The organism is Escherichia sp. MOD1-EC4550 (assembly GCF_963876935.1).
GTDB classification, from domain to species: domain Bacteria; phylum Pseudomonadota; class Gammaproteobacteria; order Enterobacterales; family Enterobacteriaceae; genus Escherichia; species Escherichia coli_F.
The window spans coordinates 31,489-57,824 of record NZ_CAWNSE010000012.1 but is presented as its reverse complement, the minus strand read 5'-3'; the positions used below and the strand labels follow the sequence as shown (position 1 = coordinate 57,824).

Genomic DNA, 26,336 nt, shown 5'->3' with positions numbered 1-26,336 from the left:
AAAAGGTCCGCTTGCGGGCCTTTTTTCTTAGCTTTTATTCCGACTTGTTCCGTAGTGAACATGCTGCCACACTAACAATTCTCTGGTAAGGAGTTGGTATGTTCTTAATTAACGGTCATAAACAGGAATCGCTGGCAGCAAGCGATCGGGCTACGCAGTTTGGCGATGGTTGTTTCACCACCGCCAGAGTTATCGACGGTAAAGTCAGTTTGTTATCGGCACATATCCAGCGACTACAGGAAGCTTGTCAGCAGTTGATGATTTCCTGTGACTTCTGGCCTCAGCTTGAACAAGAGATGAAAACGCTGGCAGCAGAACAGCAGAATGGTGTGCTGAAGGTCGTGATCAGTCGCGGTAGTGGCGGGCGAGGGTACAGCACATTGAACAGCGGACCGGCAACGCGGATTCTCTCCGTTACGGCTTATCCTGCACATTACGATCGTTTGCGTAACGAGGGGATGATGTTGGCGCTAAGCCCGGTGCGGCTGGGGCGCAATCCTCATCTTGCAGGTATTAAACATCTTAATCGGCTTGAACAAGTATTGATCCGCTCTCATCTTGAGCAGACAAACGCTGATGAGGCGCTGGTCCTTGACAGCGAAGGGTGGGTTACGGAATGCTGTGCGGCTAATTTGTTCTGGCGGAAGGGCAATATAGTTTATACGCCGCGGCTGGATCAGGCAGGTGTTAACGGCATTATGCGACAATTCTGTATCCGTTTACTGGCACAATCCTCTTATCAGCTTGTCGAAGTGCAAGCCTCTTTGGAGGAGGCGTTGCAAGCAGATGAGATGGTAATTTGTAATGCGTTAATGCCAGTCATGCCCGTACGTGCCTGTGGCGAAGTTTCCTTTTCGTCAGCAACGTTATATGAATATTTAGCCCCACTATGTGAGCGCCCGAATTAGTCATGAAAAAAGTGTTATTGATTATCTTGTTATTGCTGGTGGTATTGGGTATCGCCGCTGGTGTGGGCGTCTGGAAGGTTCGCCATCTTGCCGACAGCAAATTGCTTATTAAAGAAGAGACGATATTTACCCTGAAACCGGGGACCGGACGTCTGGCGCTCGGTGAACAGCTTTATGCCGATAAGATCATCAATCGGCCACGGGTATTTCAATGGCTATTGCGTATCGAACCGGATCTTTCTCACTTCAAAGCCGGGACTTACCGCTTAACACCGCAGATGACCGTACGTGAGATGCTGAAATTGCTGGAAAGCGGTAAAGAAGCACAGTTCCCTCTGCGACTGGTAGAAGGGATGCGTTTGAGCGATTACCTCAAGCAATTGCGTGAGGCCCCGTATATCAAGCACACGCTGAGCGACGATAAGTACGCCACCGTAGCGCAGGCACTTGAACTGGAAAACCCGGAGTGGATTGAAGGTTGGTTCTGGCCAGACACCTGGATGTATACCGCCAATACCACCGATGTCGCGTTACTCAAGCGAGCGCACAAGAAAATGGTGAAAGCGGTCGATAGCGCCTGGGAAGGGCGTGCGGACGGTCTGCCTTATAAAGATAAAAACCAGTTGGTGACGATGGCATCAATTATCGAAAAAGAAACCGCCGTTTCCAGCGAACGCGATCAGGTTGCCTCGGTATTTATCAACCGTTTACGCATTGGTATGCGCCTGCAGACCGACCCGACCGTGATTTACGGGATGGGAGAGCGTTATAATGGCAAACTTTCTCGTGCAGACCTGGAAACGCCAACAGCGTATAACACCTATACCATTACCGGTTTGCCGCCAGGTGCGATAGCGACGCCGGGGGCGGATTCGCTGAAGGCTGCTGCGCATCCGGCAAAAACGCCGTATCTCTATTTTGTGGCCGATGGTAAAGGTGGTCACACGTTTAATACCAATCTTGCCAGTCATAACAAGTCTGTGCAGGATTATCTGAAAGTGCTTAAGGAAAAAAATGCGCAGTAAGTATATCGTCATTGAGGGGCTGGAAGGCGCAGGCAAAACTACCGCGCGTAATGTGGTGGTTGAGACGCTCGAGCAACTGGGTATCCGCGACATGGTTTTCACTCGGGAACCTGGCGGTACGCAACTTGCCGAAAAGTTAAGAAGCCTGGTGCTGGATATCAAATCGGTAGGCGATGAAGTCATTACCGATAAAGCCGAAGTTCTGATGTTTTATGCCGCGCGTGTTCAACTGGTAGAAACGGTCATCAAACCTGCGCTGGCTAACGGCACCTGGGTGATTGGCGACCGCCACGATCTCTCCACTCAGGCGTATCAGGGCGGCGGACGTGGTATTGACCAACATATGTTGGCAACGCTGCGTGATGCTGTTCTCGGTGATTTTCGCCCTGACTTAACACTCTATCTCGATGTTACCCCGGAAGTTGGCTTAAAACGCGCGCGTGCGCGCGGCGAGCTGGATCGTATTGAGCAAGAGTCTTTCGATTTCTTTAATCGCACCCGCGCCCGCTATCTGGAACTGGCAGCACAAGATAAAAGCATTCATACCATTGATGCCACCCAGCCGCTGGAGTCCGTGATGGATGCAATCCGCACTACCGTGACAAATTGGGTGAAGGAGTTGGACGCATGAGATGGTATCCATGGTTACGACCTGATTTCGAAAAACTGGTAGCCAGCTATCAGGCCGGAAGAGGTCACCATGCGCTACTCATTCAGGCGTTACCGGGTATGGGCGAGGATGCTTTAATCTACGCCCTGAGCCGTTATTTACTCTGCCAACAACCGCAGGGCCACAAAAGTTGCGGTCACTGTCGTGGATGTCAGTTGATGCAGGCTGGCACGCATCCCGATTATTACACCCTGGCTCCCGAAAAAGGGAAAAATGCGCTGGGCATTGATGCGGTACGTGAAGTCACCGAAAAGTTAAATGAGCACGCACGCTTAGGTGGTGCGAAAGTTGTCTGGGTAACCGATGCTGCCTTACTGACTGACGCCGCGGCTAACGCATTGCTGAAAACGCTTGAAGAGCCGCCAGCAGAAACCTGGTTTTTCCTTGCTACCCGCGAGCCTGAACGTTTACTGGCAACATTACGTAGTCGTTGTCGGTTACATTACCTTGCGCCGCCGCCGGAACAGTACGCCGTGACCTGGCTTTCACGCGAAGTGACAATGTCACAGGATGCATTACTTGCCGCATTGCGCTTAAGCGCCGGTTCGCCTGGTGCGGCACTGGCGTTGTTTCAGGGAGATATCTGGCAGGCTCGTGAAACATTGTGTCAGGCGCTGGCATATAGCGTGCAATCGGGCGACTGGTATTCGCTGCTAGCGGCCCTTAATCATGAACAAGCTCCGGCGCGTTTACACTGGCTGGCAACGTTGCTGATGGATGCGCTAAAACGCCATCATGGCGCTGCGCAGGTTACCAATGTTGATGTGCCGGGCCTGGTCGTCGAACTGGCAAACCATCTTTCTCCCTCGCGTCTGCAGGCTATACTGGGGGATGTTTGCCACATTCGTGAACAGTTAATGTCTGTCACAGGTATTAACCGCGAGCTTCTCATCACCGATCTTTTACTGCGTATTGAGCATTACCTGCAACCGGGCGTTGTGCTACCGGTTCCTCATCTTTAAGAGAGACATCATGTTTTTAGTCGACTCACACTGCCATCTCGATGGTCTGGATTATGAATCTTTGCATAAGGACGTGGATGACGTTCTGGTGAAAGCCGCCGCACGCGATGTGAAATTTTGTCTGGCAGTCGCCACAACATTACCGGGTTATTTACACATGCGGGATCTGGTAGGCGAACGTGACAACGTCGTATTTTCTTGTGGCGTGCATCCACTCAACCAGAATGATCCCTACGATGTAGAAGATTTACGCCGTCTGGCGGCAGAAGAGGGCGTTGTTGCGCTGGGTGAAACGGGGTTGGATTATTATTACACGCCGGAAACGAAAGTACGGCAGCAAGAGTCCTTCATCCATCATATCCAGATTGGTCGTGAACTGAACAAGCCGGTTATCGTCCACACCCGTGACGCCCGCGCCGATACGCTGGCAATTCTGCGCGAAGAAAAAGTGACGGATTGCGGTGGCGTACTACACTGTTTTACAGAGGACAGAGAAACGGCGGGTAAATTACTGGATCTCGGATTTTACATCTCCTTTTCCGGCATTGTGACCTTCCGTAATGCGGAGCAACTGCGCGATGCCGCGCGTTATGTCCCCCTCGATCGGTTACTGGTAGAAACTGACTCACCTTACCTTGCACCGGTTCCGCATCGAGGAAAAGAGAATCAACCTGCGATGGTTCGTGACGTTGCAGAATACATGGCTGTGTTGAAAGGTGTTGCCGTTGAAGAACTGGCGCAGGTAACCACCGATAACTTCGCCCGTCTGTTTCACATCGACGCTTCCCGCCTTCAATCCATCCGTTGAATGAGTTTTTTTAAAGCTCGTAATTAATGGCTAAAACGAGTAAAGTTCACCGCCGAAAATTGGGCGGTGAATAACCACGTTTGAAATATTGTGACATATGATTTGTCAAAATGTGCAACTTCTCCAATGATCTGAAGTTGAAACGTGATAGCCGTCAAACAAATCGGCACTGAATTATTTTACTCTGTGTAATAAATAAAGGGCGCTTAGATGCCCTGTACACGGCGAGACTCTCCCCCCTTGCCACGCGTGAGAACGTAAAAAAGCACCCATACTCAGGAGCACTCTCAATTATGTTTAAGAATGCATTTGCTAACCTGCAAAAGGTCGGTAAATCGCTGATGCTGCCGGTATCCGTACTGCCTATCGCAGGTATTCTGCTGGGCGTCGGTTCCGCGAATTTCAGCTGGCTGCCCGCCGTTGTATCGCATGTTATGGCAGAAGCAGGCGGTTCCGTCTTTGCAAACATGCCACTGATTTTTGCGATCGGTGTCGCCCTCGGCTTTACCAACAACGATGGCGTATCCGCGCTGGCCGCAGTTGTTGCCTATGGCATCATGGTTAAAACCATGGCCGTGGTTGCGCCACTGGTACTGCATTTACCTGCTGAAGAAATCGCCTCTAAACACCTGGCGGATACTGGCGTACTCGGGGGGATCATCTCCGGTGCGATCGCAGCGTACATGTTTAACCGTTTCTACCGTATTAAGCTGCCTGAGTATCTTGGCTTCTTTGCCGGTAAACGCTTTGTGCCGATCATTTCAGGCCTGGCTGCCATATTTACTGGCGTTGTGCTGTCCTTCATTTGGCCGCCTATTGGTTCTGCAATCCAGACCTTCTCTCAGTGGGCTGCTTACCAGAACCCGGTAGTTGCGTTTGGCATTTACGGTTTCATCGAACGTTGCCTGGTACCGTTTGGTCTGCACCACATCTGGAACGTACCTTTCCAGATGCAGATTGGTGAATACACCAACGCTGCAGGTCAGGTTTTCCACGGCGACATTCCGCGTTATATGGCGGGTGACCCGACTGCGGGTAAACTGTCTGGCGGCTTCCTGTTCAAAATGTACGGTCTGCCAGCTGCCGCAATTGCTATCTGGCACTCTGCTAAACCGGAAAACCGCGCGAAAGTGGGCGGTATCATGATCTCCGCGGCGCTGACCTCGTTCCTGACCGGTATCACCGAGCCGATCGAGTTCTCCTTCATGTTTGTTGCGCCGATCCTGTACATCATCCACGCGATTCTGGCAGGCCTGGCATTCCCAATCTGTATTCTTCTGGGGATGCGTGACGGTACGTCGTTCTCGCACGGTCTGATCGACTTCATCGTTCTGTCTGGTAACAGCAGCAAACTGTGGCTGTTCCCGATCGTCGGTATCGGTTATGCAATTGTTTACTACACCATCTTCCGCGTGCTGATTAAAGCACTGGATCTGAAAACGCCGGGTCGTGAAGACGCGACTGATGATGCAAAAGCGACAGGTACCAGCGAAATGGCACCGGCTCTGGTTGCTGCGTTTGGTGGTAAAGAAAACATCACTAACCTCGACGCATGTATTACCCGTCTGCGCGTCAGCGTTGCTGATGTGTCTAAAGTGGATCAGGCTGGCCTGAAGAAACTGGGCGCAGCGGGCGTAGTGGTTGCTGGTTCTGGTGTTCAGGCGATTTTCGGTACTAAATCCGATAACCTGAAAACCGAGATGGATGAGTACATCCGTAACCACTAATCCGTAAGACGTTGGGGAGACTAAGGCAGCCAGATGGCTGCCTTTTTTACAGGTGTTATTCAGAATTGATACGTGCCGGTAATGCTGAAATTACGCGGTGCGCCGTAGACGATAGAACCTTCCACGTTGGTATCGTAGGTTTTGTCGAACAGGTTATTGACGTTCCCCTGTAACGAGAAGTTTTTCGTCACCTGGTAGCGGGTGAAGAGATCCACCAGCGCGTAGCTACCTTGCTCGGCGCGGAAGGTGCCATACGGTGTCACGGTGTCGGTATACACGCGATTTTGCCAGTTAACACCACCGCCGACCGTCAACTCTGGCATGACAGGCAACCGATAGCTGGTGAACATTTTAACCGTGGTGCGTGGCAGATTAGGATTAACGGCGTTTCCTTCGTTATCTTCTGCAATATAGCGCGTTGCGCCAAACGTCAGCTGCCAGTTGTCGGTAATTGCGCCGTTGAGTTCAAATTCCACACCTTTACTGACTGTCCCATCCACCGCTTTATAGGCGGTTTCGCCGTTGCTGCCGGGGATAGGTGTACCGGTGGACTGAGCTACATTATCCTGCTCAATACGGAAGATGGCTAACGTGGTGGTCAGACGGCTATTCATCCAGTCCGATTTCAGACCCAGCTCGTAGTTGTTACCGGTGATTGGAGCCAGATATTTGCCTGAACTGTCACGATCATTTTGCGGCTGGAAAATAGAGGTATAGCTGGCGTAGGTCGACCAGTTGTCATTAATGTCAAACACCAGACCAGCATAAGGCGTGGTGTGGTTTTTCTCCATGCTGTAAGTCAGCGTATCAACCCGCCAGTTGGTATAACGTGCGCCGAGGATCAGATGCAGCGGATCGGCAAGGGTGACACGAGTGGCAGCATATAACGATTTCATATGTGTGGTATCGTCCTGCGCCAGACTCTGTGGTGACCACTCGGTTTGTGGGAAATTGCCATTAAAGTTGTAGAAACTGCCAATTTCATCCGGGAAGATGTTGGCCCATGAACTGAAGTAACGATTGTTTTGTTTGCTGTAACTGCCACCAAACATGAGATTGTGCTGACGACCAAACAATTCATAACTACCGTCAGCGAACAAATCCAGCGCATCAACTTTACGTTTGCCGCTGTTCCAACCGGTGCCGCCGACATAATCAAAGCCAGGTCCATAATTACTGTATGGCCCAACCAGCATACCATCCGCTTTGTTTACATAGGCATCGACATACATCATTTTGCTGTCAAATTCGACTTCGGAGTGGGTGGCATTCAGTGTCGCTTGCCAGGTATCAGCAAACCGCTGCTTGAGGGTCATAAAGACCTTGTTGATCTCTTTATCGTTGTACGCCCAGTCAGGTGCGGTACTGCGTGCGCGATCGTAACTGTTGCTGCTGCCATCAGTATTCCAGCGCGGTAAACCGCCCCACGTTGGGCTATTAACATCAATGCGCTGATATTCGTAACCGGCTGAAAGCGTCGTAAGATCGCCTAAATCAGCATCAACAATGCCGGAGAAGAAGGTCTTTTCACTGTTGTAGCGGTCCAGCCATGAGTCGTTATTCTGGTAGCCGCCGACAATTCGCGCGCGGATTTTACCATCTTCGGTGAGTGGACTTTGTAAATCCGCTACATACCGTTCTTTGTTCCAGCTACCGTATTCTGCCGAGACATCGCCTTTAAATTCACGACTGGTCGCGTGTTTTCGAACCATATTAATTGCCGCAGATGGATTACCCGTACCGGTCATGAGTCCTGTCGCGCCACGCACTACTTCTACGCGTTCAAACAGTGCCATATCAGAAAGTGCGTCGCCCAGATTCCAGCGCGATTCAAAATAGGTGGGGATACCATCAACCATATAGTTATCGATCTGGAATCCGCGGGAATAATAAAGAGCACGATCGGAATCCGCCTGACTTTTGCTGATCCCCAGCGTGTTTTCCATCACTTCGCCCAGCGTTTGTAACTGCTGATCTTCCATCCGCTGCTGGCTAACAATAGTGACCGACTGAGGAATATCACGTTGAGTCATCTGCATTTTGGTACCCGCAGAGGTAGACGTTACGCTGTAATCATTTTCGTCATCAACTGGAGTAGTGGCTGAACCCTCAACAATCACCGTTTCTTCAGTGGCTGGTGCAGCAAAAGCGGCGGAAGGTAAGAGTGCCAGTGCTATGCAGGCGGCAAGTAGTGACGGTTTGGAGGTGGTTTGATGTTGATTATCCCTGTTAAATTGTGTTGAAAGCATTTGAAATCTCTTGGTTTATGTTGTCGTCAGGCTCATGCAGGATGAGGATGATGAGCGGTTATATATAGTGTGCGAATAATTTTGCATGTAAATGCAAATGAGAAATATACGCATTCATATTTGGCGTGTAAACCAAACAGAGAATGTCTTTTCAGCGAATTCGCAGGCAGAAATGGGAATAATGACGATATATACGGCAGTAAAACGATTTTTTGCTTAAGAAATCGTGAGTTAAGGTTGAAAGAGCAGGTTTAACTCGACCATACTCTATACTCGCAGTATGGCGCGGCGTAGCATGGCGCAACGCATGGCTATTTGAAAAAGGAAAATGTCGTGGCAGAAGAAACTATATTCAGCAAAATTATTCGTCGTGAGATCCCCTCCGATATCGTCTACCAGGATGATCTGGTAACGGCGTTTCGCGATATTTCGCCGCAAGCGCCAACGCATATTCTGATCATTCCAAATATCCTTATTCCAACTGTGAACGACGTGTCTGCTGAGCATGAGCAGGCGCTGGGACGCATGATCACCGTAGCGGCAAAAATTGCTGAGCAAGAAGGTATTGCCGAAGATGGCTATCGTCTGATCATGAACACCAACCGCCACGGCGGACAAGAGGTTTACCACATCCATATGCACTTGTTGGGTGGCCGTCCGCTGGGACCAATGCTGGCGCATAAAGGTCTGTAACGATGAGAAAAGGATGCTTTGGGCTGGTGTCTCTGGCGTTGTTAGTGCTGGTGGGCTGTCGTTCACATCCGGAAATTCCGGTGAATGATGAGCAATCGCTGGTGATGGAGTCATCTTTATTGGCTGCGGGCATCAGTGCAGAAAAGCCCGTCCTTTCGACGTCTGATATTCAACCTTCAGCATCCTCAACGCTTTATAACGAAAGGCAAGAACCCGTTACCGTTCATTATCGTTTTTACTGGTATGACGCCAGAGGGCTGGAGATGCATCCTCTGGAAAGGCCACGCAGCGTTACCATTCCCGCACATTCGGCGGTAACGCTGTACGGCAGCGCCAATTTTCTGGGGGCGCACAAAGTCAGACTTTATCTATATTTGTAAGGGGTGAATCTTGATGACAAAAATGAGTCGCTACGCCTTGATTACCGCGCTGGCGATGTTTCTCGCCGGGTGTGTGGGGCAACGTGAACCTGCACCGGTAGAAGAAGTGAAACCAGCGCCGGAACAACCTGCCGAGCCACAACAGCCTGTGCCCACGGTGCCATCGGTGCCGACGATCCCGCAGCAGCCAGGGCCAATTGAGCATGAAGATCAAACCGCACCGCCTGCGCCGCATATTCGCCATTATGACTGGAATGGCGCAATGCAGCCGATGGTCAGTAAAATGCTTGGGGCTGACGGTGTGACTGCGGGTAGCGTCCTGCTGGTTGATAGCGTTAACAACCGTACTAACGGTTCGCTGAATGCCGCAGAAGCGACCGAAACGCTGCGCAATGCACTGGCTAATAACGGTAAATTTACCCTGGTTTCCGCCCAGCAGCTGTCGATGGCGAAGCAACAGTTAGGTTTGTCGCCGCAGGACAGTTTAGGTACCCGTAGTAAAGCCATAGGCATTGCCCGCAATGTCGGCGCTCATTACGTGCTGTACTCCAGCGCCTCTGGCAACGTTAACGCTCCGACCCTACAAATGCAGCTGATGCTGGTGCAGACGGGTGAAATTATCTGGTCAGGTAAAGGTGCCGTTTCGCAGCAATAATCCCATCACGCGCGACGAATTGCTGTCGCGCTTTTTCCCGCAATTTCATCCCGTCACGACGTTTAATAGTGGGCTTAGTGGCGGGAGTTTTCTCATTGAACATCAGGGCCAGCGTTTTGTTGTGCGTCAGCCGCACGATCCTGATGCGCCGCGGTTCGCGTTCTTGCGCCAGTATCGGGCTTTATCACAACTACCCGCATGCATTGCACCGAAGCCGCATTTATATCTCCGTGACTGGATGGTGGTCGACTATCTGCCCGGCGAGGTAAAAACGCATTTGCCGGATACCAACGAACTGGCAGGCTTGCTGTATTATCTACATCAACAGCCGCGTTTTGGCTGGCGAATAACGCTGCTGCCGTTACTGGAACTGTACTGGCAGCAAAGCGATCCGGTGCGGCGGACAGCGGGTTGGCTGCGAATGTTAAAACGTCTGCGCAAAGCGCGGGAACCACAGCCTTTACGCTTGTGTCCATTGCATATGGATATCCACGCCGGAAATTTAGTGCATAGCGCGTCAGGATTAAAACTTATCGACTGGGAGTATGCCGGAGATGGTGATATCGCGCTGGAACTGGCGGCGGTGTGGGTGGAAAATACTGACCAGCATCGGCGATTGGTTAATGACTATGCCGCGCGCGCGAAGATTAATCCGGCGCAATTATGGCATCAGGTCAGGCGATGGTTTCCCTGGCTGCTGATGCTCAAAGCTGGGTGGTTTGAGTACCGCTGGCAACAAACTGGCGATCAACAATTTATCAGGCTGGCCGATGACACCTGGCGGCAGCTATTAATAAAACAATAAGGAGAGCAGTGTGGGTCCAGTAATGTTGGATGTCGAAGGTTACGAACTGGACGCGGAAGAGCGTGAAATACTGGCGCATCCGCTGGTGGGAGGGCTGATTCTCTTTACGCGTAACTATCATGATCCTGCCCAGTTACGTGAACTGGTGCGCCAGATCCGCGCAGCTTCGCGCAATCATCTGGTGGTGGCGGTGGATCAGGAAGGTGGACGCGTGCAGCGTTTTCGTGAAGGTTTTACCCGCTTGCCAGCGGCACAATCATTTGCTGCGCTGTTGGGAATGGAAGAAGGCGGAAAACTGGCGCAAGAGGCAGGTTGGTTGATGGCCAGCGAAATGATTGCTATGGATATTGATATCAGCTTTGCGCCAGTGCTGGACGTCGGGCATATCAGCGCGGCGATTGGTGAGCGTTCTTATCATGCCGATCCCGAAAAAGCCCTGGCAATTGCCAGCCGGTTTATTGATGGTATGCATGAAGCCGGAATGAAAACTACCGGGAAACACTTCCCAGGACACGGTGCAGTAACGGCAGACTCACACAAAGAAACACCGTGTGACCCACGTCCGCAAGCGGAGATTCGCGCTAAAGATATGTCGGTCTTCAGTTCCTTAATCCGCGAAAATAAACTCGACGCCATTATGCCTGCGCATGTGATCTACAGTGATGTCGATCCGCGTCCTGCGAGCGGTTCTCCCTATTGGCTGAAAACCGTTTTGCGTCAGGAACTGGGTTTTGATGGCGTGATTTTCTCTGACGATTTATCGATGGAAGGAGCCGCGATTATGGGCAGTTATGCCGAACGCGGGCAGGCATCACTGGACGCGGGTTGCGATATGATCCTGGTCTGCAATAATCGTAAAGGGGCCGTCAGCGTGTTAGATAATCTGTCACCGATCAAGGCAGAACGTGTTACACGTTTGTATCATAAAGGTTCATTTTCGCGACAGGAACTGATGGACTCGGCTCGCTGGAAAGAGATCAGCGCCCGTCTGAATCAGTTACATGAACGCTGGCAGGAAGAGAAAGCAGGTCACTAACCCTGGCTTATGTGAGGAAGCGATGATTATCTATTTACACGGTTTTGACTCTAACAGTCCGGGTAACCACGAGAAAGTCTTACAATTGCAGTTTATTGACCCGGATGTACGCTTGATAAGCTACAGTACGCGGCATCCGAAACATGATATGCAGCATCTGCTCAAAGAAGTGGACAAAATGCTGCAACTAAACGTCGATGAGCGTCCGCTGATATGCGGCGTTGGTCTGGGCGGATACTGGGCGGAGCGAATTGGTTTTCTTTGCGATATCCGCCAGGTGATCTTCAATCCTAATTTGTTCCCTTATGAGAACATGGAAGGCAAGATTGATCGCCCGGAAGAGTATGCCGATATTGCCACTAAGTGTGTGACCAACTTCCGCGAGAAGAATCGCGATCGTTGTCTGGTGATTTTGTCGCGTAACGATGAAGCGCTTAACAGCCAGCGGACATCTGAAGAGTTGCATCATTATTACGAGATTGTCTGGGACGAAGAGCAGACGCACAAATTCAAGAATATCTCCCCGCATTTGCAGCGCATTAAAGCGTTCAAAACCCTCGGTTAAATGCCCTCGTCGCATCAGGTAACCTTGCTGATACCTGATGCGTTCCAGATTCTGTAGATTCTGTAGATCGGATAAGGCGTTCACGCCACATCCGACACTGGCAATGTGCCTGATGCGACGCCGTTCGCGTCTTATCAGGCCAACCAAACGCCCTCCATATACGTCTCACCCTCCTGGGCTCGTTTAAATAATAAACAATAAGCTGTATTTTTTGATCTCATCCGGCAAATCAGCCTATCTTTTCAGCAACAAAACTTGATTAACATCAATTTTGGTATGACCAATGCACCATTCATGTTATTCTCAATAACGAAGAACATTTTCATTGCTGTAACCTGTTGTTAATTAAGAGCTATGTTAATAACTATTAGTTAACAATTGGTTAATAAATTTAAGGGGGTCACGTTGACTACGCCATTGAAAAAAATTGTGATTGTCGGCGGCGGTGCTGGTGGGCTGGAAATGGCGACACAGCTGGGACATAAGCTGGGACGCAAGAAAAAAGCCAAAATTACGCTGGTCGATCGTAACCACAGCCACTTGTGGAAACCGCTGCTGCACGAAGTGGCGACTGGCTCGCTTGATGAAGGCGTCGATGCGTTGAGCTATCTGGCCCATGCGCGCAATCATGGTTTCCAGTTCCAGCTGGGTTCCGTCATTGATATCGATCGTGAAGCGAAAACAATCACTATTGCAGAACTGCGCGACGAGAAAGGTGAACTGCTGGTTCCGGAACGTAAAATCGCCTATGACACCTTGGTAATGGCGTTGGGCAGCACCTCTAACGATTTCAATACGCCAGGAGTCAAAGAGAACTGCATTTTCCTCGATAACCCGCATCAGGCGCGTCGTTTCCACCAGGAGATGCTGAATCTGTTCCTGAAATACTCCGCCAACCTGGGCGCGAATGGTAAAGTGAACATTGCGATTGTCGGCGGCGGCGCGACGGGTGTAGAACTCTCCGCAGAATTGCACAACGCGGTCAAGCAACTGCACAGCTATGGTTACAAAGGCCTGACCAACGAAGCCCTGAACGTAACGCTGGTAGAAGCGGGCGAACGTATTTTGCCTGCATTACCGCCACGTATCTCTGCTGCGGCCCATAATGAGTTAACGAAACTTGGCGTTCGCGTGCTGACGCAAACCATGGTCACCAGTGCTGATGAAGGCGGCCTGCACACTAAAGATGGTGAATATATTGAGGCTGATCTGATGGTGTGGGCAGCCGGGATCAAAGCGCCAGACTTCCTGAAAGATATCGGTGGTCTTGAAACCAACCGTATCAACCAGCTGGTGGTGGAACCGACGCTGCAAACCACTCGCGATCCAGACATATACGCTATTGGCGACTGCGCGTCATGCCCGCGTCCGGAAGGGGGCTTTGTTCCGCCGCGTGCGCAGGCCGCACACCAGATGGCAACCTGCGCAATGAACAACATTCTGGCGCAGATGAACGGTAAGCCGCTGAAAAATTATCAGTATAAAGATCACGGTTCTCTGGTATCGCTGTCGAACTTCTCCACCGTCGGTAGCCTGATGGGTAACCTGACGCGCGGCTCAATGATGATTGAAGGACGAATTGCGCGCTTTGTATACATCTCGCTATACAGAATGCATCAGATTGCGCTGCATGGTTACTTTAAAACCGGATTAATGATGCTGGTGGGGAGTATTAACCGCGTTATCCGTCCACGTTTGAAGTTGCATTAATCGGCTTGTACTGGCGGATGCGGCGTAAACGCCTTATCCGCCCTGGACAAATGGTACGAGCGGTAGGCCTGATAAGACGCGTTAAGCGTCGCATCAGGCATTCCTTCAGACTCCTCCGAATCCCTAAGTATTTCCAGCCATTCCCGCGCTTTTCATCTTCTGTCTGATAGCTGCTTTTCCCCTTCACTTGCATGATTGGCATAACAGCAAAGAAGGAGGTGTTCCCGTGAATAAATCAATGTTGGCGGGTATGGGGATTGGTGTCGCAGCTGCGTTGGGCGTAGCGGCAGTGGCCAGTCTGAACGTGTTTGAACGTGGCCCGCAATACGCTCAGGTTGTTTCTGCAACCCCAATCAAGGAAACGGTTAAAACACCGCGTCAGGAGTGTCGCAACGTCACAGTGACCCATCGTCGACCGGTGCAGGATGAAAATCGCATTACCGGGTCGGTGCTCGGCGCTGTTGCTGGCGGCGTGATAGGGCATCAGTTTGGCGGTGGTCGCGGTAAAGATGTCGCCACTGTTGTGGGGGCGCTGGGAGGTGGCTATGCCGGTAACCAGATCCAGGGCTCTCTCCAGGAAAGCGATACTTACACGACTACGCAACAGCGTTGTAAAACGGTGTATGACAAGTCAGAAAAAATGCTCGGTTATGATGTGACCTATAAGATTGGCGATCAGCAGGGCAAAATCCGCATGGACCGCGATCCGGGTACGCAGATCCCGTTAGATGGCAACGGGCAACTGATTTTGAATAACAAAGTATAACAAGGCTGTATTCTGCAATTTAGCCCCCCATTCGCTCAGGCTGAGGGGCTTTTTTTTGCGCCTTATTTCACCAGTTCGGGCCATAAACGCAAAGTCGTTCGGGCAATCTGCATCAGTTTTTCCAGCGATGCACCTTCGCGTGCGCTGATCGACATCCCCTGAATAATACAATTAAGGAATTCAGCCAGATGCGTCACATCACAGTGGGTCGGGATTTCCCCGCGCGCTTGTCGTTGACATAAAAACTGCTGCAAAGTGCGCTCTTGCATCGCATGGCGTGATTTCAGCGTATTGGCGATATCTCCGGAATCCGGGGAGAGGGTGGTGCAGTTGTTGATCATAAAGCAGCCAGCCGGGGTGTCTTTGCTGGTAAAGCAGTTGGCGATGGCAGCAAAATAGTCAGCCAGCGCAGACTCCACGCTTTTCTCTTCACAAAACAGCTGTGCTTCATGCTTAGCGGCAAAACGATCGATATAGCGGTCGAGTACGGCGCGGAATAACCCCTCTTTGTTGGTAAATTCCGCGTATAGCGTGGGCGCTTTGGCTCCGGTCGCTTCGACGAGGTCCGCAAGAGAAGTCGCTTCATAACCGTGCTGCCAGAACAATTTCATGGCCTTATCAAGCGCGGCATCCCTGTCGAACACTTTTGGGCGGCCACGGCTTTTTTTTACACATTGTGTTGAGTCAGTTGCCATGATGCCGTTGTACCTGGTGACTGTGAATGAAAGGTTATTATAAAAATAATCACCTCCGTTCACCAGTCCACAAACCATAAAAATAATTGCTTTCTATTTAACTGAAATTTAAAGATTTTTAAATTAATTAATGATTGTTATAAAAAATATCTTGTATGTGATCCAGATCACATCTATCATTTAGTTATCGATCGTTAAGTAATTGCTTGCGACGTCATTCATCTGCATAAGGCCACTATTATGAAAAACGTAAAAACCCTCATCGCTGCGGCGATTTTAAGCTCAATGTCATTTGCCAGCTTTGCGGCTGTCGAAGTTCAGTCAACGCCAGAAGGCCAACAAAAAGTCGGTACTATCAGTGCTAACGCGGGGACAAATCTGGGATCGCTGGAAGAGCAGCTGGCGCAAAAAGCGGATGAGATGGGCGCAAAATCTTTCCGTATTACTTCTGTAACCGGTCCGAATACCCTCCATGGAACAGCAGTAATTTATAAATAAGCATTAACCCTCATTAATGCCTGCTACTGCTGATTTTTTTCCCCGCGACATGCCGTGTCGCGGGGATTTTTTTATCCAGGATTTACAAAGTTTGTGGGCTCACTTGATGACGGCGGACATCCACCGGCATCCCGGAACGGACATCCATCACATGCTGCATCACTTCAGCGTCAGTTTGCGCTGCATCTTTAAATGATTGCATTGCGCTATTCAGTGTAATTGGCAGCAGCTGCGGATCGTCATCAATCTTCTCTGACAGCGGTTGATGTACTTCAACCAGACGCGCACCGTTTGGTTCGGCAGAGACTTTAATCGGGGTGTTGATGATATTCACTTTGGTACCTGGGGTGACCTGGCTAAAGAGTGTTTTGATATCGTCATCCCGCAGACGAATACAGCCAGAACTTACCCGCATGCCAATGCCGAAATCGGCGTTCGTACCGTGAAGCAAATAAACACCGCCATAGGCCGCCAGACGAATCGCATGATGGCCCATTGGGTTATCCGGTCCAGCCGGAACTACCGCAGGCAACTCAATTCCCTGTGCCTTATACCGCGCGCGAATGTTTGCCGTTGGCGTCCAGGTTGGGTTTGCACGCTTGTCAGAAACGGTGGTCACCATTGTCGGTGTCAGCGTGTCACCACCCAACTGACCAATGCCGATGGGATACACGGTTACCGAATTTTTACCCGGCGGGTAGTAATAGAGACGCAGTTCCGCAATATTGATCACAATGCCTTCGCGCGGCGCATCTGGAAGTAGGGTTTGCAACGGGATCGTTAACACGCTACCCGCGCGCGGCACGTAAGGATCAACGCCGGGGTTAGCCTGTAACAGAGCGAGAAAGCCGACATTATATTTTTTGGCGATGGCTTCCAGAGAACCACCGTCATTTTCCACCACATGAAATTTGTTTTCGCCAACCAGACGACTGCCTGCTGGCGGCAGCGGCCAGGTGTTGGCTTTTACCGGTAGCGCCAGCGCCACGGCAGCGGCGAACGTAAAAAACGTTAGCCAGCGAGAAAAACGCGTTTTGATCATCACCAAAAATCCATAATAAATATAAGGTTATTGTAATAAAAAGATAAGTATGAATTATGGATGGTGACAGTGTCGGATAGTGCAGGGAAGTGCAAATAATTTGTAAATGTTGGATATGGGGGCGCAGAAACGCCCCCGATCTAACCATTAAGCGATCGCGTTCTCTTCCAGTTCACGCATAAACTGGCGAATCCATTCGATACGCGTTTTCCGCTCGCTCAAATCCTGAATAAACTTCAGGCGCGTCGGGCCATCGAGGCGATAATGCTGTGGCTGTTTTTGCAGCAAACCAATCAACCAGGCCGGATTAACGTGATTCTTCTCGGCAAATTCGATCACCCCACCTTTCTCATTACCTTCCAGCTTCCTGATCCCCAGTTTCTGCGCTTGCTGGCGCAGACGGGCAATATCCAGCAGGGTACGCGCCGGATCCGGCAGCAGGCCGAAGCGATCGATAAGCTCGACTTTGATCTCTTCCAGTTCGTTTTCCGTTTTGGCGCTGGCAATACGTTTATAGAACGACAAACGCGTATTCACGTCAGGAATGAAATCATCTGGTAATAGCGACGGCATCCGCAGCTCGACTTCTGTTTGCTGACTGGTGAGATCTTCCAGCGACGGCTCGCGTCCGGCTTTCAGCGCATCGACGGCGTTTTCCAGCAACTCCATATACAGCGAGAAACCGATAGTTTCCATTGAGCCGCTTTGTTCTTCGCCAAGCAGTTCACCTGCGCCGCGGATCTCCAGATCGTGCGTTGCCAGCGCAAAACCTGCACCGAGATCTTCCAGCGAGGCAATCGCTTCAAGACGTTTTTGCGCATCGGTAGTCATCGCTTTTGGATGCGGCGTCAGCAGCCATGCATATGCCTGATGATGCGAACGTCCGACGCGACCGCGCAACTGATGCAGCTGCGCCAGACCGAAGTGATCCGCCCGCTCGATGATAATGGTGTTGGCAGTCGGGATATCGATCCCGGTTTCGATAATGGTGGTACAAACCAGCACGTTGAAACGTTGATGATGGAAATCATTCATCACCCGTTCCAGTTCGCGCTCGCGCATCTGCCCGTGACCGATGGCGATCCGCGCTTCTGGTACCAGTTCTGCCAGTCGTTCGGCGGCTTTCTGAATGTTTTCCACATCATTGTAGAGATAATAAACCTGCCCCCCGCGCAGAATTTCGCGCAGGATCGCCTCCCGTACCACCAGACTGTCATACTCACGGACAAAGGTTTTAACTGCCAGACGACGGGCAGGCGGCGTAGCGATAATCGACAGATCGCGCATTCCGCTCATCGCCATATTCAGCGTACGTGGGATCGGCGTTGCGGTAAGTGTCAGAATATCCACGTTCGCCCGCATCGCTTTAATGCGCTCTTTATGACGTACCCCGAAGCGGTGTTCTTCATCGACAATCAGCAAGCCTAAATCTTTAAACTTGACGTCATTTTGCAGCAGTTTGTGCGTACCGATCAGAATATCGATTTTCCCTTCCGCCACTTCCGCAAGGATTTGCGTCTGCTCTTTGGCGCTGCGGAAACGGGAGATCATTTCGATGCGTACCGGCCAGTTGGCGAAACGGTCGCGGAAGTTGTCGTAATGCTGCTGCGCGAGAAGGGTGGTAGGCACCAGCACCGCCACCTGCTTGTGGTTATCTACCGCCAGGAAAGCGGCGCGCATCGCGACTTCAGTTTTCCCAAAGCCAACATCGCCGCACACCAGACGATCCATTGCCAGCGGCTGACACATGTCACTAAGCACCGCATTAATGGCCTGCGCCTGATCCGGCGTGGTTTCAAACGGGAAGCTGTCGCAGAACAACTGATACTGCTCACGATCGTGTTTAAACGCGAAGCCCTCTTTGGCGGCGCGTTGCGCGTAGATATCCAGCAATTCCGCCGCCACATCACGCACTTTTTCCGCCGCTTTCTGCCGCGCGCGTGACCACGCATCGCCGCCAAGTTTATGCAGCGGGGCATTTTCTTCCGCGCCACCTGCGTAACGGCTAATCAGATGCAGTGATGACACCGGAACATACAGTTTGGCGTCGTTGGCATAGGTGAGCATCAAATACTCGCCGGTAATGCCGCCGGCTTCCAGCGTGGTCATTCCGGCATAGCGCCCGACGCCGTGCTCCAGATGGACCACCGGCTGACCAATGTGCAGCTCTGCGAGGTTACGGATCAGCGTGTCAGGATTGATGGCGCGCCGTGAGTCCTGACGGCGACGAGCAACACGTTCACCGAGCAGATCGCTTTCGCAAATCAGCGCCAGATTACGTACCGTATCGATAAAGCCATGTTCGGCAGCGCCAATCATCAGATAACGCCCGCGGTCGCTGGCTTCATCAAGACGCATAATGCGTTGTGGGGCGATTTTGATTCGCGCGAGCAACTCACCCAGCGCTTCACGGCGGCCTTCACTTTCCACCGAGAACACTACCGGACCGTCGAAAGACTCGAGGAACTTACGCAGTGCATCCAGCGGTGCTTTTTGTTGTGCCTGAACGGCCAGGTCTGGCAGCTTCTGGAAACCTAAATTGGCATTCGCTGCTTTTGTCGGTAAATGTTCAGTTTTTAGCTGCACACGCGGCCAGTTTTTTAGCTCTGAAAAGAGCTCATCTACCCGCAGCCAGAGCGATTGTGGTGGCAACAGTGGACGCATCGGATCGACGCCGCGATTTTCAAAACGCGCCAGCGTGTCAGCCTGGAAACGTTCGGCACTGTTTTCCAGATCGCCAGTATTCACCAACAGCGTATTGGCAGGGAAATAACTGAACAGTGGCGGCAGCGGTTCGCTGAAGAACAGCGGCTGCCAGTACTCGATCCCGGCAGGTAATGTGCCTTTACTCACTTGCTGATAAATATGTTCCGCATCGCGCTTCACTTCGAAGGTATCGCGCCACTGGCTGCGGAATAGTTCAATTGCAGCTTTATCTGTCGGAAATTCGTGCGCGGGCAACAGATTGATCGCTTCTACTTCTTCCAGCGTACGCTGGCTGTCAACGTCAAATACGCGCAGGCTATCGATTTCATCATCAAAAAAATCAAGACGATAAGGCAAGTCGCTGCCCATCGGGAAAAGATCCAGCAACGCGCCGCGCGTGGCGTATTCGCCGTGTTCCATCACCTGATCAACATGGCGATAACCGGCGCTGTCCAGTTGCGTACGCAAGGCATCGCGAGATAACCGCTGACCTTTTTTCATCACCAGCGCATGACCGTGGAGAAAACTGTGCGGGCAAACACGCTGCATAAGGGTATTCACCGGAACAATCAGTACGCCACGCTGCATCGTCGGTAGCTGGTAAAGGGTGGAAAGGCGCGAAGAGATAATGTCCTGATGAGGCGAAAAACTGTCGTAAGGGAGGGTTTCCCAGTCCGCCAGATTCATCACCATCTGATCGGTAAACTGGCTGATTTCATCATGCAAACGCAGGGCATTTTGCATATCTGGTGCAATAAGTACCACCGGACCGGCGTGACGTTCGGCAATTTCCGCTACCAGCGTCGCGCAGGCAGCGCCAGTTAACTCGCCCAGCAGACGCTGCTCACCCGCTTTGACGGGCAGCGTATAACGATATTGTTCAGGCATAACGGTTGTCAGATTCTCGTTAGGATATGCCTCAACATATGGGGGCATATCTCTGATAAGCAATGCTGTTCATTATCCGTAATCGACATGGTTTAGCAAATTGAATCGCCCCGGCTGGGGCGATGGCTTAGCGGGAGTAACTGACGGCTGTGGGCAGAGAAGGCGGGGAGAACAACAGATCGCTGAATGCGCGCTGTGAAAGTTTTCTTACCTGCAAGCCCGCAACAGTACAAATCAACAAACTGACAAAGGGGTAAACCAGCAGGAGCGTCAGTTCGACTTGCGGCGACCAGCGTGCCGCGTTCATTTGCGGAATCAGGCTTAAGCTGAATATTTCTACCAGTATGCGATGGGTGGTATAGATAGCAATGGTGTTGGAGCCAATCACATTCAGCAGGCCGGTGGAGCGCATACCGAAGCGTTGCTCGTACTGATAAAACAGCTTCATGATCACCACAATCGATACCAGCGACAACAGCAGCGAAATATTAAACAACCAGGCTCCGACCGCCAGAACGGCCAATAAAGAAGCCATCAGCAGATGGCGGCGCAACGGCACCGCTTTAACACAGGTCATTAATGTTGCGCCAAACCATGCGCCAAGGCTGTAATAAGGCAAATTGCGGATCATGCTGTTCATTCCCCACCACGGTGTGGGAACGAAATTAACAGCGACACTCAGCAGTACAAACAAGGCGAATAGTGGCAGCGCCAGACGGCTAAAAATTTTACATATCACGAAATAGACAATTAAAGCATACAGATACCACAAGCTGGTGCTGGCGGTGATCATCCCGTGCAGGAACTCACCGGTAGAATCGGCATAAGCGGCATTGGAGGCATTGCTTAAATCGCGCTCAGGTGCCAGCCACTGATTCAGCGCACTTAACGCCAGCCACTGCACCACGCCCCACAGTGCCAGCACCCAGAAGATGCTCCAGATGCGTTTATCGAGACAATTTCCCCACGGCACGCTATCGATATAGCGGCGAATCAAATAGCCAGAAATAAAGAAAAAAACCGGCATACGAAAGGGGGCAAGGTAAAGATTGAAATAGATCCAGCATTTGCTCAGGACTTCCGATAACGGATGCTGAAAAGTGGTCAGATGCGGATAAAAGGTAATGACCGAGTGATAAATCACTACAAGACAAATACATAACCCTTTGATCTGGTTAATCCATAGCTCTTTTTGTTTCATCAGGACAACGCGCTCTTTTTTAATTTACATGCGGTTGATCCTGCGGGTTATGACCCGAGGTGTAATGGGTATCTGTCTGTATTGGATGATTTTTCAGATTAAGATCAGGCGGCAAGATTGATGATAAAACATGGCAATTTAGCCGATTGATTTACGGGGACTTTTCAGATTAGCCCTGACGATCACTTACAGTTCAGACGTTTACCCATCTTGCTTTCGCTTATATACTCGTGTCTTTGCTAACAGCAACCAGACGGATTTCATGTACCAACCTGTCGCTCTATTTATTGGCCTGCGTTACATGCGTGGGCGTGCAGCGGATCGCTTCGGTCGCTTCGTCTCCTGGCTTTCTACCATCGGCATTACCCTCGGGGTGATGGCGCTGGTCACAGTATTGTCAGTGATGAACGGCTTTGAGCGCGAGCTGCAAAACAACATCCTTGGCCTGATGCCACAGGCAATTCTCTCTTCTGAGCATGGCTCTCTTAACCCGCAGCAACTCCCGGAAACGGCAGTCAAACTGGACGGCGTTAATCGCGTCGCACCTATTACTACCGGTGATGTGGTACTGCAAAGCGCGCGCAGCGTGGCGGTCGGGGTGATGCTGGGTATCGATCCGGCGCAAAAAGATCCACTCACGCCGTATCTGGTCAATGTGAAACAAGCTGATCTCGAACCGGGGAAATATAATGTCATTCTCGGCGAACAACTTGCCTCACAGTTGGGCGTCAATCGCGGTGATCAAATCCGCGTGATGGTGCCATCTGCCAGCCAGTTCACGCCGATGGGGCGTATTCCAAGCCAGCGCCTGTTCAATGTGATTGGCACTTTCGCCGCCAACAGTGAAGTCGATGGCTATGAAATGCTGGTGAATATTGAGGATGCCTCGCGTCTGATGCGTTATCCGGCAGGCAATATCACTGGCTGGCGTTTGTGGCTGGATGAGCCGCTGAAAGTTGATTCTTTAAGCCAGCAAAAACTGCCTGAAGGCAGCAAATGGCAGGACTGGCGTGATCGTAAAGGCGAGCTGTTCCAGGCCGTACGCATGGAAAAAAATATGATGGGCTTGCTGCTGAGCCTGATTGTTGCCGTAGCGGCGTTTAACATTATTACCTCGCTAGGGCTGATGGTGATGGAGAAGCAGGGCGAAGTAGCGATCCTGCAAACGCAAGGCTTAACTCCGCGACAAATCATGATGGTCTTTATGGTGCAAGGGGCCAGCGCCGGGATTATCGGTGCGATCCTCGGAGCGGCGCTTGGTGCACTGCTTGCCAGCCAGTTGAATAATCTGATGCCGATAATCGGCGTCCTGCTTGATGGCGCGGCACTGCCAGTCGCTATCGAACCTTTACAGGTCATTGTTATTGCGCTGGTGGCGATGGCTATCGCGCTGCTGTCTACGCTTTACCCTTCATGGCGCGCTGCCGCCACTCAACCCGCTGAGGCTTTACGTTATGAATAAGATCCTGTTGCAATGCGACAACCTGTGCAAACGCTATCAGGAAGGCAGTGTGCAAACCGATGTACTGCACAATGTCAGTTTCAGCGTCGGCGAAGGTGAAATGATGGCGATCGTCGGTAGCTCTGGTTCTGGTAAAAGTACCTTGCTGCACCTGCTGGGCGGGCTGGATACGCCAACCTCCGGCGATGTGGTTTTTAATGGTCAGCCGATGAGCAAACTGTCGTCGGCGGCGAAAGCAGAACTGCGCAACCAGAAGCTGGGCTTTATTTATCAGTTTCACCACCTGCTGCCGGATTTTACCGCCCTGGAAAACGTGGCTATGCCGCTGTTGATTGGCAAGAAAAAGCCCGCTGAAATCAACAGCCGTGCGCTGGAGATGTTAAAAGCGGTGGGGCTGGAGCATCGTGCGAATCACCGCCCATCTGAACTTTCTGGCGGCGAACGCCAGCGTGTGGCGATTGCCCGTGCGCTGGTCAATAACCCGCGGCTGGTACTGGCGGATGAACCTACTGGTAACCTCGATGCACGTAACGCCGACAGCATCTTCCAGTTGCTTGGGGAATTGAATCGCTTGCAGGGCACCGCCTTCCTGGTGGTTACTCACGACCTGCAACTGGCGAAACGTATGAGCCGCCAACTGGAAATGCGTGATGGACGTCTGACGGCGGAACTGAGCCTGATGGGAGCGGAGTAATGGCGATGCCTTTATCGTTATTGATTGGCCTGCGTTTTAGTCGCGGACGGCGGCGCGGCGGTATGGTGTCGCTGATCTCCGTCATTTCTACCATTGGCATTGCCCTCGGCGTGGCGGTATTGATTGTCGGCTTAAGCGCGATGAACGGCTTTGAACGCGAACTGAATAACCGCATTCTGGCGGTGGTGCCGCATGGCGAAATTGAGGCGGTGGATCAGCCGTGGACTAACTGGCAAGAAGCCCTGGATAACGTGCAAAAAGTGCCGGGTATTGCCGCTGCCGCGCCGTATATCAATTTCACCGGGCTGGTGGAAAGTGGTGCCAATCTGCGCGCAATTCAGGTCAAGGGCGTTAACCCGCAACAGGAACAGCGTTTGAGCGCATTACCCTCGTTTGTCCAGGACGATGCGTGGAGCAATTTTAAAGCAGGCGAACAGCAAATTATCATCGGCAAAGGCGTGGCGGATGCGCTGAAAGTGAAGCAGGGCGATTGGGTGTCGATTATGATCCCCAACTCGAATCCCGAGCATAAACTGATGCAGCCAAAACGCGTGCGTTTGCACGTTGCCGGTATTTTGCAGTTGAGTGGCCAACTCGATCACAGTTTTGCCATGATCCCGCTGGCGGATGCCCAGCAATATCTTGATATGGGTTCCAGCGTGTCAGGTATTGCCCTTAAAATGACGGATGTTTTCAACGCCAATAAGCTGGTACGCGATGCGGGTGAAGTGACCAACAGCTATGTTTATATTAAAAGCTGGATTGGTACTTACGGCTATATGTATCGCGATATCCAGATGATCCGCGCCATTATGTATCTGGCGATGGTACTGGTGATTGGCGTGGCCTGTTTCAACATCGTCTCTACCTTAGTGATGGCGGTGAAAGACAAGAGTGGCGATATCGCCGTATTAAGAACGCTGGGGGCGAAAGACGGTTTAATTCGCGCCATCTTTGTCTGGTATGGATTACTGGCAGGGCTGTTCGGCAGCCTGTGTGGGGTGATTATCGGCGTGGTGGTTTCACTGCAACTTACCCCGATTATTGAGTGGATTGAAAAGCTGATCGGTCATCAGTTCCTCTCCAGCGATATCTATTTTATTGACTTCCTGCCATCGGAATTGCACTGGCTGGACGTCTTCTACGTACTGGTCACAGCATTGTTGCTGAGTCTTTTGGCAAGTTGGTATCCGGCGCGGCGCGCCAGTAATATTGACCCTGCGCGAGTCCTTAGCGGCCAGTAAAGGCAGTACATTAAAACAAGGAGCGGCAATGTATTACGGGTTTGATATTGGTGGAACAAAAATTGCGCTTGGCGTGTTTGATAGCGGTCGGCAGTTGCAGTGGGAAAAGCGGGTGCCGACACCGCGTGACAGCTATGACGCATTTTTAGATGCAGTGTGCGAGCTGGTGGCTGAAGCCGATAAGCGTTTTGGCTGTAAAGGTTCTGTAGGCATCGGTATTCCGGGAATGCCGGAAACAGAAGATGGTACGCTGTATGCCGCCAATGTCCCCGCTGCCAGCGGTAAATCGCTGCGTGCCGACCTGAGCGTACGTCTTGATCGCGATGTCCGCCTTGATAACGATGCCAACTGTTTTGCCCTTTCAGAAGCCTGGGATGATGAATTTACTCAATATCCACTGGTGATGGGGTTGATTCTCGGCACCGGCGTTGGCGGCGGGCTGATTTTCAACGGTAAACCGATTACCGGTAAAAGCTACATTACCGGCGAGTTTGGCCATATGCGTCTGCCGGTTGATGCGTTAACCATGATGGGGCTGGATTTCCCATTACGCCGCTGCGGCTGTGGTCAGCATGGCTGCATTGAAAATTATCTGTCTGGTCGCGGTTTTGCGTGGCTGTATCAACACTATTATCATCAACCGTTGCAGGCTCCCGAAATTATTGCGCTTTATGATCAAGGCGATGAGCAGGCAAGGGCGCACGTTGAGCGTTATCTGGATTTATTAGCGGTTTGTCTGGGAAATATCCTGACCATTGTTGACCCTGACCTGGTCGTCATTGGTGGTGGCTTATCGAATTTCCCGGCAATCACAACGCAACTGGCGGACAGGCTGCCTCGTCATCTCTTACCTGTAGCTCGTGTTCCGCGCATTGAACGCGCGCGCCACGGTGATGCGGGAGGAATGCGTGGTGCGGCTTTCCTACATCTAACCGATTAAACAACAG

24 protein-coding genes are annotated in these 26,336 nt (G+C 51.4%); 19 read left to right on the top strand and 5 right to left on the bottom strand.

Going from position 1 to position 26,336, the window contains the following annotated elements:
- Positions 1-98 precede the first annotated feature (98 nt).
- The 6 genes from pabC (at position 99) to ptsG (ending at position 6,100) form a co-directional block, all read left to right on the top strand.
- On the top strand, positions 99-908 hold the full coding sequence (gene pabC / locus AACU19_RS07605; protein ID WP_105278045.1) for an aminodeoxychorismate lyase: 810 nt from the start codon (positions 99-101) through the stop codon (positions 906-908).
- A 2-nt stretch (positions 909-910) separates the two neighbouring features.
- Positions 911-1,933: a cell division protein YceG gene (yceG, locus tag AACU19_RS07600; RefSeq protein WP_105278044.1), complete on the top strand. Its 1,023-nt coding sequence runs from the start codon at positions 911-913 to the stop codon at positions 1,931-1,933.
- Positions 1,923-2,564 carry a dTMP kinase gene (gene tmk, locus AACU19_RS07595; protein ID WP_001257007.1) on the top strand — a complete coding sequence of 214 codons (642 nt, stop codon included), beginning with the start codon at positions 1,923-1,925 and terminating at the stop codon, positions 2,562-2,564. The genes yceG and tmk overlap by 11 nt, the downstream gene beginning before the upstream one ends.
- The gene (holB, locus tag AACU19_RS07590; RefSeq protein ID WP_001267966.1) at positions 2,561-3,565 is read left to right on the top strand and encodes a DNA polymerase III subunit delta'; all 1,005 of its coding nucleotides are present in this window, start codon (positions 2,561-2,563) and stop codon (positions 3,563-3,565) included. Before tmk ends, holB begins: the two co-directional genes overlap by 4 nt.
- 10 nt (positions 3,566-3,575) lie before the next feature.
- The gene (locus AACU19_RS07585) at positions 3,576-4,373 is read left to right on the top strand and encodes a metal-dependent hydrolase (RefSeq protein WP_032183940.1); all 798 of its coding nucleotides are present in this window, start codon (positions 3,576-3,578) and stop codon (positions 4,371-4,373) included.
- A gap of 293 nt (positions 4,374-4,666) precedes the next feature.
- A complete protein-coding gene (gene ptsG / locus AACU19_RS07580) occupies positions 4,667-6,100 on the top strand; it encodes a PTS glucose transporter subunit IIBC (RefSeq protein WP_000475716.1) in 1,434 nt (477 codons plus the stop codon).
- Between the two features lie 59 nt (positions 6,101-6,159).
- Here the strand turns inward: ptsG and fhuE are convergent, their stop codons facing one another.
- Positions 6,160-8,349 carry a ferric-rhodotorulic acid/ferric-coprogen receptor FhuE gene (gene fhuE / locus AACU19_RS07575; protein ID WP_105278043.1) on the bottom strand — a complete coding sequence of 730 codons (2,190 nt, stop codon included), beginning with the start codon at positions 8,347-8,349 and terminating at the stop codon, positions 6,160-6,162.
- Positions 8,350-8,682: 333 nt separating this feature from the next.
- Here fhuE and hinT point away from each other — a divergent pair, with 333 nt between their 5' ends.
- The 8 genes from hinT to AACU19_RS07535 all read left to right on the top strand — a co-directional run bounded on the left by hinT (position 8,683) and on the right by AACU19_RS07535 (position 14,959).
- Positions 8,683-9,042, top strand: coding sequence for a purine nucleoside phosphoramidase (gene hinT, locus AACU19_RS07570; RefSeq protein WP_000807125.1), 360 nt, complete (start codon positions 8,683-8,685; stop codon positions 9,040-9,042).
- Positions 9,043-9,044: 2 nt separating this feature from the next.
- Positions 9,045-9,422, top strand: a complete 378-nt coding sequence (locus AACU19_RS07565) for a YcfL family protein (RefSeq protein WP_001225291.1) — start codon at positions 9,045-9,047, stop codon at positions 9,420-9,422.
- Between the two features lie 13 nt (positions 9,423-9,435).
- Entirely contained in the window at positions 9,436-10,077 is a 642-nt protein-coding gene (gene lpoB, locus AACU19_RS07560; RefSeq protein ID WP_000164439.1) for a penicillin-binding protein activator LpoB, read from the top strand.
- Positions 10,058-10,882 carry a thiamine kinase gene (gene thiK / locus AACU19_RS07555; protein WP_105278042.1) on the top strand — a complete coding sequence of 275 codons (825 nt, stop codon included), beginning with the start codon at positions 10,058-10,060 and terminating at the stop codon, positions 10,880-10,882. The genes lpoB and thiK overlap by 20 nt, the downstream gene beginning before the upstream one ends.
- 10 nt (positions 10,883-10,892) lie before the next feature.
- The gene (nagZ, locus tag AACU19_RS07550; RefSeq protein WP_105271044.1) at positions 10,893-11,918 is read left to right on the top strand and encodes a beta-N-acetylhexosaminidase; all 1,026 of its coding nucleotides are present in this window, start codon (positions 10,893-10,895) and stop codon (positions 11,916-11,918) included.
- 22 nt (positions 11,919-11,940) lie between these two features.
- Positions 11,941-12,483: an alpha/beta hydrolase YcfP gene (gene ycfP / locus AACU19_RS07545; protein ID WP_000587933.1), complete on the top strand. Its 543-nt coding sequence runs from the start codon at positions 11,941-11,943 to the stop codon at positions 12,481-12,483.
- Between the two features lie 405 nt (positions 12,484-12,888).
- The gene (gene ndh / locus AACU19_RS07540; protein WP_000211045.1) at positions 12,889-14,193 is read left to right on the top strand and encodes an NADH-quinone dehydrogenase; all 1,305 of its coding nucleotides are present in this window, start codon (positions 12,889-12,891) and stop codon (positions 14,191-14,193) included.
- Positions 14,194-14,419: 226 nt separating this feature from the next.
- On the top strand, positions 14,420-14,959 hold the full coding sequence (locus tag AACU19_RS07535) for a glycine zipper 2TM domain-containing protein (RefSeq protein WP_001043462.1): 540 nt from the start codon (positions 14,420-14,422) through the stop codon (positions 14,957-14,959).
- Positions 14,960-15,021: 62 nt separating this feature from the next.
- On the opposite strand, the gene comR is transcribed toward AACU19_RS07535, so the two are convergent.
- Positions 15,022-15,654, bottom strand: coding sequence for a TetR family copper-responsive transcriptional repressor ComR (comR, locus tag AACU19_RS07530; RefSeq protein ID WP_001356845.1), 633 nt, complete (start codon positions 15,652-15,654; stop codon positions 15,022-15,024).
- Positions 15,655-15,894: 240 nt separating this feature from the next.
- Here comR and bhsA point away from each other — a divergent pair, with 240 nt between their 5' ends.
- On the top strand, positions 15,895-16,152 hold the full coding sequence (gene bhsA, locus AACU19_RS07525; protein ID WP_000800153.1) for a multiple stress resistance protein BhsA: 258 nt from the start codon (positions 15,895-15,897) through the stop codon (positions 16,150-16,152).
- Between the two features lie 82 nt (positions 16,153-16,234).
- Here the strand turns inward: bhsA and ldtC are convergent, their stop codons facing one another.
- The 3 genes from ldtC to AACU19_RS07510 all read right to left on the bottom strand — a co-directional run bounded on the left by ldtC (position 16,235) and on the right by AACU19_RS07510 (position 21,989).
- Positions 16,235-17,197 (bottom strand): L,D-transpeptidase LdtC, encoded by a 963-nt coding sequence (gene ldtC, locus AACU19_RS07520; RefSeq protein ID WP_010360119.1) that lies wholly within the window; start codon positions 17,195-17,197, stop codon positions 16,235-16,237.
- Between the two features lie 144 nt (positions 17,198-17,341).
- Positions 17,342-20,788 carry a transcription-repair coupling factor gene (gene mfd / locus AACU19_RS07515; protein ID WP_105278040.1) on the bottom strand — a complete coding sequence of 1,149 codons (3,447 nt, stop codon included), beginning with the start codon at positions 20,786-20,788 and terminating at the stop codon, positions 17,342-17,344.
- A 127-nt stretch (positions 20,789-20,915) separates the two neighbouring features.
- Entirely contained in the window at positions 20,916-21,989 is a 1,074-nt protein-coding gene (locus AACU19_RS07510) for an acyltransferase family protein (RefSeq protein WP_105278039.1), read from the bottom strand.
- Between the two features lie 262 nt (positions 21,990-22,251).
- Between AACU19_RS07510 and lolC the strand changes: the two genes are divergently transcribed.
- The 4 genes from lolC to nagK are packed head-to-tail and all read left to right on the top strand — an operon-like array spanning position 22,252 to position 26,329.
- Positions 22,252-23,451, top strand: a complete 1,200-nt coding sequence (gene lolC / locus AACU19_RS07505) for a lipoprotein-releasing ABC transporter permease subunit LolC (RefSeq protein WP_000284708.1) — start codon at positions 22,252-22,254, stop codon at positions 23,449-23,451.
- Positions 23,444-24,145 (top strand): lipoprotein-releasing ABC transporter ATP-binding protein LolD, encoded by a 702-nt coding sequence (gene lolD, locus AACU19_RS07500; RefSeq protein WP_001033707.1) that lies wholly within the window; start codon positions 23,444-23,446, stop codon positions 24,143-24,145. The genes lolC and lolD overlap by 8 nt, the downstream gene beginning before the upstream one ends.
- Positions 24,145-25,389, top strand: coding sequence for a lipoprotein-releasing ABC transporter permease subunit LolE (gene lolE, locus AACU19_RS07495; protein WP_001251354.1), 1,245 nt, complete (start codon positions 24,145-24,147; stop codon positions 25,387-25,389). The genes lolD and lolE overlap by 1 nt, the downstream gene beginning before the upstream one ends.
- A 28-nt stretch (positions 25,390-25,417) precedes the next feature.
- Positions 25,418-26,329 carry an N-acetylglucosamine kinase gene (nagK, locus tag AACU19_RS07490; protein ID WP_000291250.1) on the top strand — a complete coding sequence of 304 codons (912 nt, stop codon included), beginning with the start codon at positions 25,418-25,420 and terminating at the stop codon, positions 26,327-26,329.
- Positions 26,330-26,336 lie beyond the last annotated feature (7 nt).

Excerpts from the sequence above, each read along its gene's own strand:
- pabC (WP_105278045.1), top strand. The coding sequence starts at position 99 with ATGTTCTTAATTAACGGTCATAAACAGGAATCGCTGGCAGCAAGCGAT.
- yceG (WP_105278044.1), top strand. The coding sequence starts at position 911 with ATGAAAAAAGTGTTATTGATTATCTTGTTATTGCTGGTGGTATTGGGT.
- tmk (WP_001257007.1), top strand. The coding sequence starts at position 1,923 with ATGCGCAGTAAGTATATCGTCATTGAGGGGCTGGAAGGCGCAGGCAAA.
- holB (WP_001267966.1), top strand. The coding sequence starts at position 2,561 with ATGAGATGGTATCCATGGTTACGACCTGATTTCGAAAAACTGGTAGCC.
- AACU19_RS07585 (WP_032183940.1), top strand. The coding sequence starts at position 3,576 with ATGTTTTTAGTCGACTCACACTGCCATCTCGATGGTCTGGATTATGAA.
- ptsG (WP_000475716.1), top strand. The coding sequence starts at position 4,667 with ATGTTTAAGAATGCATTTGCTAACCTGCAAAAGGTCGGTAAATCGCTG.
- fhuE (WP_105278043.1), bottom strand. The coding sequence starts at position 8,349 with ATGCTTTCAACACAATTTAACAGGGATAATCAACATCAAACCACCTCC.
- AACU19_RS07565 (WP_001225291.1), top strand. The coding sequence starts at position 9,045 with ATGAGAAAAGGATGCTTTGGGCTGGTGTCTCTGGCGTTGTTAGTGCTG.
- lpoB (WP_000164439.1), top strand. The coding sequence starts at position 9,436 with ATGACAAAAATGAGTCGCTACGCCTTGATTACCGCGCTGGCGATGTTT.
- ycfP (WP_000587933.1), top strand. The coding sequence starts at position 11,941 with ATGATTATCTATTTACACGGTTTTGACTCTAACAGTCCGGGTAACCAC.
- comR (WP_001356845.1), bottom strand. The coding sequence starts at position 15,654 with ATGGCAACTGACTCAACACAATGTGTAAAAAAAAGCCGTGGCCGCCCA.
- bhsA (WP_000800153.1), top strand. The coding sequence starts at position 15,895 with ATGAAAAACGTAAAAACCCTCATCGCTGCGGCGATTTTAAGCTCAATG.
- mfd (WP_105278040.1), bottom strand. The coding sequence starts at position 20,788 with ATGCCTGAACAATATCGTTATACGCTGCCCGTCAAAGCGGGTGAGCAG.
- AACU19_RS07510 (WP_105278039.1), bottom strand. The coding sequence starts at position 21,989 with ATGAAACAAAAAGAGCTATGGATTAACCAGATCAAAGGGTTATGTATT.
- lolC (WP_000284708.1), top strand. The coding sequence starts at position 22,252 with ATGTACCAACCTGTCGCTCTATTTATTGGCCTGCGTTACATGCGTGGG.
- lolD (WP_001033707.1), top strand. The coding sequence starts at position 23,444 with ATGAATAAGATCCTGTTGCAATGCGACAACCTGTGCAAACGCTATCAG.
- lolE (WP_001251354.1), top strand. The coding sequence starts at position 24,145 with ATGGCGATGCCTTTATCGTTATTGATTGGCCTGCGTTTTAGTCGCGGA.
- nagK (WP_000291250.1), top strand. The coding sequence starts at position 25,418 with ATGTATTACGGGTTTGATATTGGTGGAACAAAAATTGCGCTTGGCGTG.